This is a genomic window from Roseibium aggregatum, assembly GCF_017309185.1.
Classification (GTDB): domain Bacteria; phylum Pseudomonadota; class Alphaproteobacteria; order Rhizobiales; family Stappiaceae; genus Roseibium; species Roseibium aggregatum_B.
The window spans coordinates 282,889-298,258 of the sequence record NZ_JAEKJZ010000002.1 but is presented as its reverse complement, the minus strand read 5'-3'; the positions used below and the strand labels follow the sequence as shown (position 1 = coordinate 298,258).

At 61.3% G+C, this 15,370-nt stretch carries 15 protein-coding genes; 3 read left to right on the top strand and 12 right to left on the bottom strand.

Features of this window, described 5'->3' with window-relative positions:
* Positions 1–15: 15 nt before the first annotated feature.
* Positions 16–855 carry a putative hydro-lyase gene (locus tag JF539_RS13550; protein WP_207141201.1) on the bottom strand — a complete coding sequence of 280 codons (840 nt, stop codon included), beginning with the start codon at positions 853–855 and terminating at the stop codon, positions 16–18.
* 113 nt (positions 856–968) lie between these two features.
* Here JF539_RS13550 and JF539_RS13545 point away from each other — a divergent pair, with 113 nt between their 5' ends.
* Positions 969–1,847, top strand: a complete 879-nt coding sequence (locus JF539_RS13545; RefSeq protein WP_207141200.1) for a LysR family transcriptional regulator — start codon at positions 969–971, stop codon at positions 1,845–1,847.
* Between the two features lie 42 nt (positions 1,848–1,889).
* Here the strand turns inward: JF539_RS13545 and JF539_RS13540 are convergent, their stop codons facing one another.
* The 6 genes from JF539_RS13540 to JF539_RS13515 form a co-directional block, all read right to left on the bottom strand.
* Entirely contained in the window at positions 1,890–2,303 is a 414-nt protein-coding gene (locus JF539_RS13540) for a hypothetical protein (protein WP_207141199.1), read from the bottom strand.
* A gap of 4 nt (positions 2,304–2,307) precedes the next feature.
* On the bottom strand, positions 2,308–3,279 hold the full coding sequence (locus JF539_RS13535) for a hypothetical protein (RefSeq protein ID WP_207141198.1): 972 nt from the start codon (positions 3,277–3,279) through the stop codon (positions 2,308–2,310).
* 141 nt (positions 3,280–3,420) lie between these two features.
* Positions 3,421–3,966 carry a hypothetical protein gene (locus tag JF539_RS13530; protein WP_207141197.1) on the bottom strand — a complete coding sequence of 182 codons (546 nt, stop codon included), beginning with the start codon at positions 3,964–3,966 and terminating at the stop codon, positions 3,421–3,423.
* Positions 3,950–4,579 (bottom strand): lysophospholipid acyltransferase family protein, encoded by a 630-nt coding sequence (locus tag JF539_RS13525; protein WP_207141196.1) that lies wholly within the window; start codon positions 4,577–4,579, stop codon positions 3,950–3,952. The genes JF539_RS13530 and JF539_RS13525 overlap by 17 nt, the downstream gene beginning before the upstream one ends.
* A gap of 51 nt (positions 4,580–4,630) precedes the next feature.
* Positions 4,631–5,557, bottom strand: coding sequence for a phosphatidate cytidylyltransferase (locus tag JF539_RS13520; RefSeq protein WP_207141195.1), 927 nt, complete (start codon positions 5,555–5,557; stop codon positions 4,631–4,633).
* Positions 5,554–6,165, bottom strand: a complete 612-nt coding sequence (locus tag JF539_RS13515; protein WP_207141194.1) for a CDP-alcohol phosphatidyltransferase family protein — start codon at positions 6,163–6,165, stop codon at positions 5,554–5,556. Before JF539_RS13515 ends, JF539_RS13520 begins: the two co-directional genes overlap by 4 nt.
* A gap of 160 nt (positions 6,166–6,325) precedes the next feature.
* Between JF539_RS13515 and JF539_RS13510 the strand changes: the two genes are divergently transcribed.
* A complete protein-coding gene (locus JF539_RS13510; RefSeq protein WP_207141193.1) occupies positions 6,326–7,057 on the top strand; it encodes a S1 family peptidase in 732 nt (243 codons plus the stop codon).
* A gap of 40 nt (positions 7,058–7,097) precedes the next feature.
* On the opposite strand, the gene JF539_RS13505 is transcribed toward JF539_RS13510, so the two are convergent.
* The 4 genes from JF539_RS13505 to JF539_RS13490 form a co-directional block, all read right to left on the bottom strand.
* On the bottom strand, positions 7,098–7,589 hold the full coding sequence (locus JF539_RS13505; RefSeq protein WP_207141192.1) for a hypothetical protein: 492 nt from the start codon (positions 7,587–7,589) through the stop codon (positions 7,098–7,100).
* 280 nt (positions 7,590–7,869) lie between these two features.
* On the bottom strand, positions 7,870–9,327 hold the full coding sequence (locus JF539_RS13500) for a hypothetical protein (RefSeq protein WP_207141191.1): 1,458 nt from the start codon (positions 9,325–9,327) through the stop codon (positions 7,870–7,872).
* Positions 9,328–9,364: 37 nt separating this feature from the next.
* Complete coding sequence (locus JF539_RS13495) at positions 9,365–10,294, bottom strand: DUF6384 family protein (protein WP_207141190.1); 930 nt, start codon at positions 10,292–10,294, stop codon at positions 9,365–9,367.
* Between the two features lie 63 nt (positions 10,295–10,357).
* Positions 10,358–11,563: a cell surface protein gene (locus tag JF539_RS13490; RefSeq protein ID WP_207141189.1), complete on the bottom strand. Its 1,206-nt coding sequence runs from the start codon at positions 11,561–11,563 to the stop codon at positions 10,358–10,360.
* Between the two features lie 316 nt (positions 11,564–11,879).
* Here JF539_RS13490 and JF539_RS13485 point away from each other — a divergent pair, with 316 nt between their 5' ends.
* Positions 11,880–14,345 carry a mechanosensitive ion channel family protein gene (locus tag JF539_RS13485; protein WP_207141188.1) on the top strand — a complete coding sequence of 822 codons (2,466 nt, stop codon included), beginning with the start codon at positions 11,880–11,882 and terminating at the stop codon, positions 14,343–14,345.
* Here the strand turns inward: JF539_RS13485 and JF539_RS13480 are convergent.
* Positions 14,342–15,259: a pseudouridine-5'-phosphate glycosidase gene (locus JF539_RS13480; protein ID WP_207141537.1), complete on the bottom strand. Its 918-nt coding sequence runs from the start codon at positions 15,257–15,259 to the stop codon at positions 14,342–14,344. The genes JF539_RS13485 and JF539_RS13480 overlap by 4 nt on opposite strands.
* Between the last annotated feature and the right edge of the window lie 111 nt (positions 15,260–15,370).

The following is a 15,370-nucleotide window of genomic DNA, read 5'->3' as shown; positions in this document are numbered from 1 at the left end:
CATCCTCTGTTTGGTTCAATATTTCAGTTGGTTATCGTTATAGGGGTAAATCGGACCGGTGGTTTCGCCGACGTCGGCGATGAGCATGGCGCCGGGCGCATGGGTGATCGCCAGCGGTGGTTTTGCGGTCATGACCGCGACCTGGGGCGTGACACCGCACGCCCAGAAAACGGGGACTTCGTCCTCCCTGACGGCAACAGGATCTCCCCAGTCGGGACGGCCGAGATCCTCGATGCCGATCGCACCCGGGTCGCCGGCGTGGACCGGTGCACCGTGGGCGAGGGGGAACTTGCGGCAGATCCCATGGACTTCCTCCAGGCGCTCTTGTGGAATAGGCCGCATGGAAACGACCATGCCGCCGCCGAACGGACCGCTTTTCGCGGTTTCGATGCTTGTCCTGAACATCGGCACGGTCACATTGCAGTCGATGTGGCGCATTGCGATCCCGGCTTCCAGAAGGGCATTTTCGAAGGTGAAGGAACAGCCGATGGCGAAGGCGACGAGGTCGTCCCGCCACAGGTCCTTCAGATCGCTGACCTGCCCGTCCAGTTTTCCATTGCGATAGATATTATAGCGGGCTGCGTCGAAACGGATATCGACATCCCTTCCAAGCCTTGGAACGACCGGGTTTCCAGGATCCGATACCCCCGCCAGAGGGCAGGACTTCGGGTTCAGCCTGCAGAATTCCAGGAAATCATCGGCGAACTCGCCGGGAAGGATGGCGAGATTGCATTGCAGCCTGCCCTTGGCGAGCCCGGCGGTGTGCCCGGTGTAGCGGCCCGCGCGGATCGCCTGGCGCTGGGAGGGCGTGTCCAGTTTCAGCAGCTCGGAAAATTCGACAGGTCCGCTCGTCATGTCCGCCTCGAAAGATGATCTTAAAATGCTGCGGCGGATCTGCTATCAAGTCAAATCGTCAATTTTTGTCCAAAGTGATAAATTTATTTTATCGCTTTGGTGAGGTGATCCGCATGACCTTCGAGCAGCTCAGAACCTTCCTGACGGTCGCCCGCATGGGCGGCGTGCGCAAGGCGGCCGAGCAGATGAATATCTCCCAGCCCGCCGTCTCGACACGGATATCGAGCCTGGAGAGCTATCTTGGAACCGAGCTGTTCAGCCGGGTGTCGACAGGTGTCGTACTGACACGCAAAGGCGTGCTCCTTAGACAGCACGCCGAGCAGATCATGGCGACCATGGAACGGATCAAGGGCGATGTGATGGCGGAGGACAGCATCACCAGTCTGTTGCGGCTCGGGGTCGCCGAGACGGTGGCGCAGACCTGGCTTCCTGACTTCCTCAGGGAGCTGCATCGCAGTTTTCCGCGCCTGACGATCGAGGTCTCCGTCGACATCTCCCTGCACCTTCGCGAAATGCTTCTTGACCGCTCTCTCGACCTGACGATCCTGATGGGGCCGGTGTCCGACTACAGTGCCGACAATCTCGAACTGCCGCCCTTCGAACTTGCCTGGTACCGGCCGGTCGGCCTGGAAGAACCGGATCTCAGCCTCACGCCGGTGATCACCTACAATCGCCTGTCGCGGCCGCACCGGGAACTGACGCAGGAACTTCGCGACCGCTACGGCAGTACGGCGCAGATCTTTCCGACGAATTCGCTCTCGACCGGCTTCGAGATGGTGGCGTCCGGCATCGGCGTCGGCATTCTGCCGCATGTGCTCGGGCGGAGACTGGTGGAGGAAAACCGGATTGCGACCTTCGATCCGGGGTGGCAGGCCACGCCCTTGCGCTTCACGGCCACCTATATCGGCGAGCCGAGAAACGAACTCATCGCCCGCGCAGCGAAAGTTGCGCAAGAGGTCGCGGTTGCCCATCACGCGGCGATTTACGGGTAGTCGGCGCCCCGTAAACTCAAGACCGCCTTGCCGTTCTGGTTCTCAGTCAGGCAGAACCCGCACCGAAAGGTCGGCGATCGGCCGCTCCGGTGTGGGGTCACCGTCTTGCCGGACCAGCTGCAAGTCCTGCCCCTTGAGAACGATTGCCTGCAAAGCGCCTTCCTCTGGGTCGACGAGGAGTTGCGTCATGGGCTCGTTCGAACTCCTGTTACAGGTGTCGAACGTCGTGCCGGCGGCGTAGAGTTCGAGAATGAAGGCCTTGTCCTGAAAACCGCTCTGCCTGAGGACGAGCATCTTGTCCTGCGCCGGGAGGTCGGGATTTTTGTATTCGGTCAGAATATCCAGATCGTGGCACGGGCGGGTGTCGTTTTCGGCGGCGTCACGGTCGCATGAGACCGTCAGCAAGGCCAGGGCGGCCATGCCGAGGAGCCGTTGCGGAGTTTTCAGGCAAATCAAGGTGTCACCATTCGGAATAGTAGTGAAAGTCTTTGGCGACGCCGACCTTTGTCAAATAATGAGACAATCCGTCCGGCAGCTTCAGGACGACTCCTTGGGCAATCGGCAGATTCGTGTAATAGGGTTTGGGAAACGGCTCAAAATCATAGAGGCTTTCGACGCTCCAGTAGAGCGCATAGTCGTCGTTCAGGGTTTTCAGCTTCTCTATCGAGGTCTCGGTTGCGCCAATGCCCAGAGCGGCGTGGATATTGCCCTGAAGGCCGCTGTTCCAGCTGTTGTTGAGGCCGGTAAGGGTGTCCTTCAAACTTTGTATGCGGCCGGTCTTCCTGGCTGTGACCTTGAGAAAGAACCGGTGATCCGCGTTCTTGAGCCTGAGATTGTCCTGTTCGGTCAAAAGCGCGCCTTCCGGCAGGATATAGCCCTGGCTGTTCAGTTTCCGGCCTTTGCGTTTCAGGCCGCTCGCCGCGCTTGAGCCGAGGAATTGCGGGTTCGAACTGACAAGCTCAATATGCCCGGTTGCCGGGATCCCCTTCGATTTCAGGTAATCGACCATTGCCGCCATCGTGTCGCGCACGATCACGGATCCGATGTAGCAGTCGGCGTTGATGAAGAGCCTTGCCCCGCCTCCATTCACATAGTGGTTCGCGAGTATGGCCGCCTCATAGTAGCCCTTGTAGGTTCCCCCATACCAGAAGGACTCGTAAAGCGACTTCATGAAGGCCTTGTCTTCGGCGGTGAAAGCGGCCGATGTCTTTGCCTTTGCCGTCAGGTGGTCGATGGCTGCCTGCAAGAGTGCCGCGCTGGACTTGTCCTTGCGCAAATGCGCATTCGCCATGTTTGCCAGAGGATGAGCCGGAATGCCGTCGGCGTTCTTTGACTGAAGCGTCGACAACGCTTTTTTCTCGAGGGTGTCCCCAAGGTCGGTAAATGCCTTGCCCGCGGCATCCGCCGCCTGTTGAAAATAGTCGGAACCCATGTCGTTCGCTCTTCTGCAATTAAAAATTTAAAAAACCTGGATCACATGATAATCGAGAACGTGGCGGACAAAAGGCAGCATTCGCGGCCGGTTGATCTCAATGCCGCGACCACCTGCCTTTCGGCAGGTGAGGACATGCGCTCACCACCCGACAACCCTGAAATAGGCGACATAAAACATGGCCCAGAGCGTGAGACAGACCATTGTCTTCCGGCGGGATGAAAGGCGTGTTCCGACAAGTCCGGACAGTCCGAAAGCGATCAGCGACATGATCGCAAATCTCGGGAATCTGACGAGTGGCGATACAACGGCAAAAAGCACGGGGTTACTACCGGTGGCGCCGGCTTCCGCCGCGAAGATCTTGTAGGGCACGCCGGTAAAGGCCCCTTGAAGCATGCCGGGAAAGAGGCCTTGCGCGAGAAGGTCCCGAACCGTGGCGAAGGTGGCGTTTGAAATGCCAGGCACATGACGCAGAAAGGCGAATGTTGCTTCCGGGAACCCGGCAGCGCAGACCCAGACCAGCACTCCGCCCAACACGGCTGCGAGGGCGGCGGCGAGACTGGCCCAAAGCGCTTTTTTGAGAGACGAAAGCGCGAGGCAGGTCAGAAGAACATCGGGAACGATGAAAAAGACCGTCGCCTCGGCCAGGCCCCAGAGGGCCGCGAGCGTCTTACTCCCAGGGCGCAAAGTTTTTTTCCCTGGAGAGGACCGAAAAACGCTCCTGGAGCAGGTTCATGAACTGAATCCGGTTTCCCTCCCAAGTCATTGGTTCGTCGATGAAAATGTCGCAGAAAAACGGGACGAGCAGAAACGAGCCCTTGGGCAGGGCCTTGCCGAGGCCGTGGGTGAAGACGGGAACGACCGGAGCTTCGGGAAACTTTTCGGCCAGGTAGGAAACACCCTTTTTCAGCCCGGTCATCTGTTCCGGTTCACCCCGGGAGCCTTCGGGAAAGAGGATCAGCACCTTGCCTTCGTTCAAGGCCCGGTAGCAGCCTTCCAGGGGATCGTTGGTCCGGTTCGCGCCGCCCCGGTCAACCGGAATGATGCCGAGGACGTTTTCCGAGAACCAGGCCTTCCAGGGGGAGGAGAAAAAATAGTCGGCGGCGGCGACAGGCTTGATGTCCTTCAGCTTCGATAGCGGCATCAGGGCCATCAGCACCATCGTGTCCAGGTGGCTGTTGTGGTTGGCGACGACAATCGCCGGACCGTCCGACGGCAGCAGCTCCTTGCGCCGGACGTTGAGGCCGAGCAGGAACAGAACCGCGATCTTGACGAAGAGGTAGAAGATCTTCTGGAGCATCGGGTCAGGCGGCTCCCGGCGTTTGGCTGAGCGGACGCATTTTTCCACCTCCTAATAGTAGAAATACCTTGTGAAGTGAAAGAACAGGGGAGCCGTGAAGGTGAGGCTGTCGATGCGGTCCAGGATACCGCCGTGGCCGGGGATCAGGCTGCCGGTGTCCTTCACGCCGAGATCGCGCTTCAGCGCGGAAACCGTCACGTCGCCGACGAAACCCGCGACGGGGATGAGCAGCCCGGCCGCCGCCGCATGGGCCAGATCGAACGGGGTGACCAGCGGGGCCGTCAGAAGCGCCAGGACGAACGTGGTCGCAACCCCGCCCAGAAACCCTTCCCAGGTCTTATTGGGACTGACGCCGGGAATGATCTTGCGGCGGCCGAACAGCTTGCCCCAGGTGTATTGGGCGACGTCGTTGAACTGGGTCAGGAAGACGAGAAACAGCAGCAGGCCGGGCCCGCCGGCGCTGCTTTGGGGCGTTGGCGGCAGGATCAGGAGAAAGGCTGCGTGGCTGATGGAAAAGACGCAGAGCATCAGACCCCAGTTGAGCGTGCCGACCGCGCGCAGGAACCCGTCCGTCTGCTGGGAGAGCAGGCTGGCGAACGGCAGGAACAGGAACATGTAGACGGGGATGAAGACCGCGAACATGCCGTAATAACTGTCGTAGACCCAGAAATACTGAACCGGAATGGCGAGATAGGCCCAGAAGAGCACCCGCCGGTCGGCGCGCCGGGTCGGGATCATCGAAAAATATTCCTTGAGCGCCAGAAAGCTCACCAGTGCGAAGACGACGACCGAAACGGTCTTGCCGACCAGAAACGCCAGCGTGAAGACCGCGACCATCACCCACCAGCTCTGGGTGCGCTGGACGAGTTCGGTCACGTTTTTCTTCGACCGGCTTGAAATCCAGAGAACAAGCACGCTTGCGGCCGCGAGCAGTCCCCAGATGCCGATCAGGGCCCAGTGAATCGGAAGCAGGGTCATGAAGGCGAACTCTCCTTGAGCGCAGCGCGGGCCCGGTTGACGATTGTGACGGCGGACAGAAGCAGGCCGGCGCCGAAGAGAAACTGGTAGAGGAGGGGGGCGCTCAGGCCGAGGCCGACGAGAAACCCGCAAAGACCGAAGAGCGCTGCCCGGTCGCTCTTGCCGAAGGGGCCGTCATACCGCCGGGAAGCTCCGATCATCACCGCGACAACCCCGGTCATCTCACCGACAAGTCCCAGGACGACGAGACCGATCACCAGGTCCGGCATCATGGCGGGCACAAGGGCGAAGGGCAGGTAGAGCGCCGCGTCGGCGAGCACATCGCCGAGTTCGTTGAGGATAGCGCCGAGATCGGACTTCTGGCCGTGCTCGCGCGCCAGCATGCCGTCAATCGCGTTGAGGCCCATGCGGATGAACAGGACCGGGGCCAGGAGCAAAAGCGGCAGCGGGGCTCCCGGGAAAAGCCAGAGCGCAAGCCCTTCCAGCACGGACAGCACAAGCGCAGCAACGGTCACCTGATTGGCGGTGACACCGGCGGCGGCAAGTTTCCGGCAGATGGGCCGGAGCAGATCCTGAAAGCGGGATTTCAACTGGTAGATTGTTGGCATCTCATTTCCGGCAATGCGATTCTGGAAACACATGGATATGCTACACCGGATTGCACGCCTTGAAAGCCGCCGTTCTTGCTTGCGCCACTCGGTTGTTCGGGAACGATCCGGGGCCACCGGTGTTATTCGTTAGACTGCCGCGACCTGGAGAAAGAAAACAATGATCGATCCCGTTCTGCTGACCGTGCCACGGGTTTCCACCTTCGATGGAACACGGCACATGACGAATGCCAGCGGGTTCTTTTTTCAGCGTGAAAACCGGCTGTATCTGGCGACCAGCCGGCATGTGATGATCGACGAGGCAAGCAATCATCGACCGTCCCGGATCGAAATCGAGCTACACAGCGATCCTGAAAACCTGGCCGAGGCCGTCGCGTTTTCCGTACCGCTTTACCGGAACGGCCAACGCCTTTGGCGCCAGGGGACCGACACGGCGGGGGACATTGATGTCGCCATGATCGAAATCGAAAAGAGCGCTCTGCCGGAGAAATTCCTTTACCGGGCTTTCGGGCCGGAACACCTTTGCGACCCTGAGGACCATGTCGAGATCGGTTCCTCCGTGCTGGTTGTCGGGTTTCCGCTCGGCTTTCACGATTCCCTGCATCATATGCCCGTGGTCCGCCAGGCGGTGGTCGCCTCGTCCTTCGGGTTCCGCTTTCAGGGGATGGGGTATTTCCTAACCGATGGAAGGACGCACCGTGGTATTAGCGGCGCGCCCGTGGTGATGCGCGTGCCCGGACCCGAAGGAGACGACAAGGACCTTCCCTGGAAGCTGCTTGGCGTCCATTCGGCCCGGCTCGACGTGGGAACGCGGGACATGGAACTCGATGAGGCACTCGGTCTCAATTGCGCCTGGTACGCGGACATATTGCTGACGCTGACGGAAACCTGAAGCCGTCCCGGCATACGCGCCGGGGATTACACCCATGCGGTCAGGAAGATACCGGCGGGCACGAACTGGATCGCTCGGCGCGCGACTTCAGACCCTGCAGGCTTTGCATGGTGTTCGGGTTGCCGGGCAGAACGAAACTTTGTTCAAGAGCGGTGCGCACGTTGTTGATGACCGCGAGGTCCTGCACGGCAAGCGTCTGGCAGGCCGCACCGGAAAAGCGGACCCGAATGCGGATCACGCGCTGGCCGTTGTCGGAGGGGCCGAACTCGCTGTCCAGGGCAGGGTTTTCTCCAGTCATGGTCCGCTCCATGACGACCATGTTCGGCTCGTTCTGCAACACCACGGTGCCTTTTTCCTGCGCGCCGGCCACAAGTGCGGAGCGGACCGCTTCCGGCGCGGCCGCAATGTTGATGCTCTGGGCGCCAGCAGGCACGCTCAATTGCGGCTGATCTGGACGGGTCGACGACTGCTGGGAGGACTGGCAAGCGGCGAGGGCGAAGGCGCTCAGGCTAAGAAATACAATGTGTCGCATCGGCTGTTCCAGATTTTAAATCGTCATTTCGGGTGCTGATCTTTTCCAGATCACCTGTACCCGCAAGACCCTCATTCGTTCAACTTGTAAGCTCTCGACCGGTTGCAAGCACAAACGGACGTTGTTCCCCATGACATGGTGGGCGTTCAACCAAGCGGGATTTCCCGGTTCTTGTATCCCCCTGTCAGAAACTGACACAACTCTCCTAACGAAGCCTTGTGGCGGGACATGGGCAAAGCCGGATCTTTTGCCGCAAGACGTTTTCGCGGGGCCTTGCCGGTCAGAAACTGTCGCCCGTCTTGAACCCGCCTCCGCCGAAACTGCCCCCGCTTTTGAAGCCGCCACCGCCGAAACTGCCACCGGACTTGCGTCCCGTAGGGCCGCCGAACCCGCCGAAGCCGCCCATTGATTTCGGCAGGCCCGTTCCTTGGGGGAAGGCGACGCGCCGGCCACGCGGTTTGCGCCGCCGATGGGAGCGTTCCGCGCGTGCCCAATAGTCCGCCCCGGTAATGGCGCCCTTGAGAAGTTCGCTCAAAAGAACCGTTGTCAGGTTGTCGTCGGAAAAGGTGGAGTCCCAGCTGCCGTACCCTTTGGACCGGAACCGCTTGATGACGTCGGCCAGTTCCGCGCGGCGCCGGCCGATGTCGCGCTGCAACTCCCTGTCCTGACGGATTTCTCGCGCGACCTGTTCGACCCGTTCCTTGAAATCCTGGATGCGCTGAATGATCTTTTCGTCTTCCGGCGAGGGCGTGTCGAGGGCTATCCGCAACAGGTCGTTGAGGTCGTCGGATTGTAGAGACAGGCCGAGATGTTCCTCCGCTTTCTGGAAGTCGGAGTCCTCTCCGCCGGAAAACTCCGCGAGCGCGCTGGACAGCGTCTCGATCCGCCGGTCGAGCGCATCGAGCTCGCCGTCGATCCGGTCGATTTCCTCGCTGTTTGTTTCGATCGTGCCGACCAGGTCGGCGCCGGCCGCGTCGGTCATCGCATTACGGCTGAATTCGGCGAGCTTGGCTTCTTCCTGTTCCGCGATTTCGGCGCAACGTTCCGCGTGTTTCGCCACCCGCTCGGGTATTCCGGTCAGCATGGCGTAGTTCGCCCGTGCGTCATGATACCGGATCAGGCCGGCAACCCATCCGTCGAGCGATCGGATCAGACCCCGGCAATTGTAGTCCGGTGTTCCGAAACCGCGCTGCCAGAGATAGAGAAACAAGGGGTCGGCCTCGTAGGCCTTGCCCTTTTGCTGGCGGTCCTGTTCGGACGTTCGCGCCTTTTCCGCAGCGGCTTCGGCGGTTGCCGTCGCGGCTTCGGTGGCTTCGCGCTGGGCAAGATAGGCGCTGTCCTTTTCGAGCCGGTCGTCGACCGCCTCCATCAGTTCGTCCATCTGGTTCTCGGCCGCGTCGCGGGCATTGTCCAGTTCCAGGCGCTTTTTCTGGAGCTGGCTGCGTTCCGTTTCGCAATCGCGCAGTTGCTCGGTCAAGACCTTGTAGTCGGCGCTGCGTTTGTCGAGCAGCCTCCGGGCTTCGCGCGCGGCGCTGTCCAGCCGGGTGTTCAGCGTGCCCGCGGCATCCGTATCGAGGCGGAACCGGGCCAGGTCGCGATAGGCTTCGCTTTGACGCTCCTGAAGGTCGGTCAGCGCCCGCGTCGCACGCTCGATGCGCTTGCTGAGCTCAGCCTCCTCGCGGCGCAGGTCGGCAAGAGACTGCTCGATCGTGCCAAGTGTCTGCCGTCCGGTCAGCATTGCCTAGTCTCCTGATCTCTGGGTCGGTCCGGAGCCCCTACCATTCCGTGATTGCTCCGTCCTGAACGCCGCCGCGCCATTTGATGTCGAGCTCCCCGCGCCGCTTCTGGCCCAGAATGCCCTGCTGGACGATGCCGTCCTCCATCTTGTCGCGCCGGACCGCGTCATAGATCGTCTTGGAGACCCGCTGCCCCCATTTGTCGACACTCTCGGACTTGTTGTTTTCCTCTGAAACGATGGTGCGTTTCAAAATGGCGCCGTCCGGATCGACCGCCTCGACGACGATATAGTAGTTTTCGGTGTTGCGGTTCGTCGGGGGGATCCGGGAGATGCCCGTCGGCACGCCCTCGCGGGAGATGATCCGGACTTCGAAGACTTCCTGAAGATCCGCCGCGAGCTGGCGCAGGTCCGCCTCCGCCTTGAAGGCGGTCTCGTTTTGACCGTCCTGGAGCGCGAGGCGGCCGTCTCCCGCCAGCTGCTGCGCCTGTGCCTCGATATCGGCGTTCTCCGTGAGCGCGTCGATGCGGTCCACAAGCTCGCCATAGGTTGCCGGCAAGGCCTGAAGCCAGGCGAGAAGCTCGGCTTCGGCCCGTTGCTTGGGCAGGGCGACCAGAACATACCAGGCGGCGGCGGCGACCACGAGCACGGCCAGGACGCCTGCGAGCCACTTGGACCAGGTACTGCGCGAGATGTAGATCATCGCCAGAGTGCGCTGGAACCCGGCTGCCGGCGGCGCGTAAACGAAACGGTCGCGCTTCAGGTCCTCGACGCCCTCCTTGAGGATGCGGTCCGGAACCTCGATCCCCTGGGCGGCATAGACCTGCCGGAGCCGTTCGACCATGGCCTTGTCGCGCTCGTCCGTCTTCAATTCACGGGCGACCTGACCTTCCTCGTGACGGAGCGTGTCCACCACGTCCATCGCCATCATCAAATCGTCGAGAGGAGCGCCGCCGGATTTGTCAGCCATGTATTCGTCTTCTCAAGTTCGGGCGAAGCGAAGGCTTCCGCTTCGCCGGACCTTTCCAATGCCTTAGAGGGCCTGTCCTTCCGCGGTCAGTTTGGCGAGCCGGCGCTTGCCGTCTTCCACCGCCAGCCGGATCTCCTCGGAATTCTTGGTCGACATGTCCCGCATCTCGGTAATGATCTCGCGCGACTGAACCTGGAAGTTGACCACCGAATCGACAAGCTTCTTGACCGACGCGGCAGCGACCGTCGGGCCATAGCCAGCCTCCAGCGCCTTCTTTTGAACCTCGTCGCCGATTTCCGCAAGAGTTTCAAGGCTCTTGTTGACGCCTTCCTTCATGGCGTTCAGCGTTTCGGTGGATTCATGCAGGCCCTGCAAACCGGTGAAGGAGGCGTTGAGGGCGGTCAGGACCGACTCGTTGGTGGAGAAGAAGCTCACCGACTGGGCGTAAACGCGTTCCTTGGCGTTGGTGGTCTGCACCAGCCGCGCCATGATCACTTCGGACGTGTTGTAGCCGATCGTCAGATTGTCGGAGAGGTCCTTGGCGATCTGGTAGCGTTTCTCCTCGTCCTGCATTTCGCGCATCTTTTCATCGCGCGCGAATTCCAGCCGGGCCTTTTGCGCCAGATCGTCACCGGCATAGGACTCGACTTCCTTGGACGCGGCTTCCAAGGCCTGTTTGGCGGCGTCCAGCTTGCCGCCGGCGATGTTCAGGATCTCCAGCGCGGTCACTTCCGCGTTTTTCAGCGCGCCGCGGAAATCGCGATAGGCTTCCAGGATCGTCTGTTCGCGCTCGATCTGGTCCTTGGTTGCCCGGGCAACTTCCTTGTAGGTGCCGCGGATGTCGTCGAAGCGGTCGGAAATGGTGCCGCGGCGCATGTCGCGCCACTTGTTGGCAAGGTTCTCGGTGAAGGAGATCTTGCCGTCCGCCAGCTGATCGACCAGCGCCTTGGCGTCGTCGCGGATGGAATTGAACGCGTTGGTGATTTCCTCGTATCGCTCGCCGATATCCATCTGCTGGACCTGGGAGCGCACGACTTCGTTGAAGTTGGACGCCTGGGCGAGCGTTCGGGTGATGATCAGCACCTTGTCGGGCGACAGATCGGAAATCTGCTCGAGCAGGGCATTGATCGGCGCGTCGGTTTCGCTTTCCGGCGTGATGCCGATGTCGCGGAGCGTCGACAGCGCGCGGTCAAGATACTGAAGCGGTGAAAAACCGCCGGCGGGAGCCGGTACGGTTTCCGGGGCTGAAGGGGTTGCCGCGTCTGTCATGTCTGGCCTCCTGTGGGATACGGTCCGGATTCTGAACAATTTTCCGTCCGGCGATGCCGTTGCGTCTCGTGCCGCAAGTAAGGGCAGGGTTGCGCCGTCCTGTCAACGGCGTAGCGCGTTCCTGCCTGAGCTTCGACGCTTATCCATATGCGGCTTTTGCGACAGTCTCATTTCGGGGGTGCTGCCATGGGACTTTTCGTCCGGTCGCCGCCGCCTGGCGTCTGCCTTGGAATTGACAATCGTCTTGCCGATTGTCAGACCAAGGTTCAAGCGGCGGTCGGAAGCGGTCAGCGGCACAACAAAGAGCAAAAAATACATGAGACAGTCCCGGCATGCCTTCGTTCAGATTGTGCGGATTGTTCTTTTCGCGGTTTGTCTTGCCGGCGCTCCGGCGACCGCGCAGCACAATGGGCCCGTTGCGGAAAGCGCGCAGGCCCGCCCCGAGCTCTTCCAAAGGGCGGTAACGGCGCTCAACGAAAGGGTGGTCTCCATCAATGCGCTGGAGCAACTGCGGGCCCAGCTTGCCGAGGTCCGGCAGTTGAACAACGCCATCGTTCAGCGCGGCAGCGTCGAGGCCGACACGCTGCGGGCGCAATTGGCCGCCCTTGGCCCGCCTCCCGATGACGGTCAAAAGGAAGCGGAGGAGATCGCGCTCCGGCGTTTGGAACTGAACGGACAGCTGGCGCAGGCAGATGCGCCCATCCGGGCGGCGAGGGAAAAACTGAGACAGGCTGAAGTCCTGATCCGTCTGGTGGACCGGCAATTGCGAGCCCGCGAGTGGGAAAGCATGTCCCAGCGATATCCGTCTCCCTTGAAACCGTCGACCTGGGAAGCCGGCCTGGCGGACATCCGGCAGTATTTCAACAGGCTCAACCGGGATATTGCGAGTGAACTTGCCCGTCCCAGCGTTTCGAAGCGCCTGGACCAGACCATCCCGATGGCCATCGGGCTCGGGGTTCTCGGTTTCCTCTTTCTTGCGGTGTTTCAGCGATGGGTTTCCCGCCGGCTCATCGCGTTGGCCGAGCGGCAGCAAAGCGGTCCGAAGGCTCTGCTATTCGCGATTGTCTGCAATTTGAACTTCCTTGTTCTGCCGGCGGTCGGGGCGGCCGCCCTTGTCGCGATCGTCCCCTTGATCGGCATTCAGCCGAACTCCGCGAGGACCGTGATTGTGGCCACGCCGGTGATGGCCCTGATCATGGTTTTGGCCCATTGGCTCGGTCACACGATCTTCTCACCCGGGCAGCAGGGGTGGCGGCTGCTCAATCTGGGCGAACGGGAGGCCCGGCTCGGTCTGCGTCTGTGTCAGGCCCTGGGGGTCTTTCTCGTTCTTGAAGTGATTGTCGAGGCCCTGGAACGGGACTACGACTTCCAGCCGGCAGCAACCTCCGTGGCGTCCACACCGCTGATCGCCTTCGCGGCAATCCTGCTATGGCTGCTGGCGGGCGTTTTGAGAAACGATCGCGGCAGGCACGACGGCGCCACACAGCCAAAACTCCCGGACGGGGAGCAAGAGGCCGAGGATGGCGAGAGCGATGCCGCGGTCACGCGGCGGGATTCGGGCTTTTTGCTGTTTCTCTCGCTTCTGATGAAAGCCTCGGCCGTGCTTGCGGTTGTTGTGGCGCTGGCCGGCTACGTTCAGCTTTCACGGATCGCGACACTGCCCATGATCGTGACGGTGGCGCTGCTTGGAGTCGGGTTCCTGCTCTATCACGTCGCCCTGCTGATTTTCAAAGCGGCAACGGAGACGACCGACGAGGACCGGGAGCCCGTCTTCTTTTCAATTGGCCTCATCTGTCTCCTGACGGTCGTCTTCCTGCCGCTCATCGCCTTGAGCTGGGGTGCCAGACCGACCGACCTTGTCGAGTTCTGGCGGCTGGTGCGCGATGGTATCCAACTGGGCGATATCCGCCTGTCGCTGAACACCGTTCTTGTCCTTGCCGCCGTCTTCGGGATCGGTGTGGCGGTAACCCGGTGGCTGCAGAACTTGCTGAAGGCGTCCGTTCTGCCGCAGACCCGCATGGACACCGGTGCGCAGACGGCGATCGTCACCGGTACCGGCTATATCGGCCTGACCCTTGCCGCGCTTATCGCGGTGTCCACGGCGGGTCTCAATCTCGCCAGTCTCGCGGTGGTCGCGGGGGCGCTTTCGGTCGGTATCGGCTTCGGCCTTCAGACCATCGTGTCAAACTTCGTCAGCGGGATCATTCTTCTTATCGAGCGTCCGATCAAGGAAGGGGACTGGATCGAGGTCTCCGGACAATCGGGTTACGTGCGCAAGATCTCGGTCCGCTCGACGCGCATCGAGACCTTCGACCGGCACGACGTCATTATTCCGAATTCCGATCTGATTGCCGGGACGGTGAAGAACATGACGCTGTCTTCCAAGACCGGACGGCTGATCCTGCCGGTCGGAATAGCCTACGGCAGCGATCTGGAACAGGTGAAGTCGATCCTGCTTGCCGCGGCGCGCGGTCACTACACCGTCGCCCGTTACCCAGCCCCATTCGTCCTGTTCAAGGGACTGGGCGACAGCTCGCTCGATTTCGAGCTCAGGTGCTATCTGAAAAACGTCGAGAACATCCTGACAACCCAATCGGATCTCTATTTCACCGTTTACAACGAATTGGGCAAGGCGGGGGTCGAGATACCGTTTCCCCAGCGGGACCTGCATCTGAAGGACGTCGACCGCTTGGTCGCGGCCATCGAAAGGCGGGCTCTCACCGAAAAACCTCACGAAAGCGCTGTGGAAACGCCCCCTGGCCCGGAAAAGGGCAGCAGTTAGACCAGTTCCGCCGCGATGCGCGCCGCAAGGCGGGCATTGTTGCGGACCAGCGCGATGTTGGTCTCGAGGCTGCGGCCGTTCGTGAGGTCCAGGATCGCGCCCAGAACGTAAGGTGTGACCTCTTTGCCCCGGACACCGTTCTTTTCCGCTTGGCCGAGCGCGGTGTCGATATACCGGGCCATTTCCTCCTGCGGAATTTCTGCGTCCTCCGGCACCGGGTTCGCGACCAGAACGCCGCCGTGGTCCGGAAACCTGTCACGCATCTTCAGGAGCGCGCCAATTTCGGCTGGAGAGTTTAGGCTGTAGGGTGCTTTCAAACCGCTGGCCCGCGACCAGAAGGCCGGAAGCTCTTCCGTCCCGAAGGCGATGACCGGCACCCCACGGGTCTCGAGCACCTCCAGGGTTTTCGGAATATCGAGCAGGGCCTTGGCGCCGGCCGAAACGACACAGACCGGCGTACGGCCGAGTTCGTCCAGATCGGCGGAAACGTCGAAGCTTTGTTCCGCGCCCTTGTGAACGCCGCCGATCCCCCCCGTGGCGAAAACCTTCAGTCCCGCAAGATGGGCCGCCATCATCGTTGCCGCCACCGTCGTGGCACCGAAACATCCGGTACTGAGCGCAAATGTCAGGTCCGCCCGCGAGCATTTCATGACACTTTCAGCCCGGGCGAGGCGGTCGAGTTCGGCGTCGTCGAGACCCACCCTGATCTTGCCGTCCATCAGCGCGATCGTCGCCGGGATGGCGCCCTCCGCCCGGATATCGGCCTCGACCCGGCGGGCGGTTTCGACGTTTTTAGGAAACGGCATGCCGTGGGTGATGATGGTCGATTCCAGGGCAACGACCGGCTTGCCTCGGGACAGTGCGTCGTCGACCTCGCCGTTGAAGACAATCAGGTCCCTGTAAGCCTCGGCCATAGCGGTATCTGTCACGGAAAACGCCTTTCGTTCTTGCCCTCTCAAGGGGCTTTATCTGCTTCTTCAAACCGGGCCATAGCGCTCGATGCCGCCGGTGTCCAGACACGATTG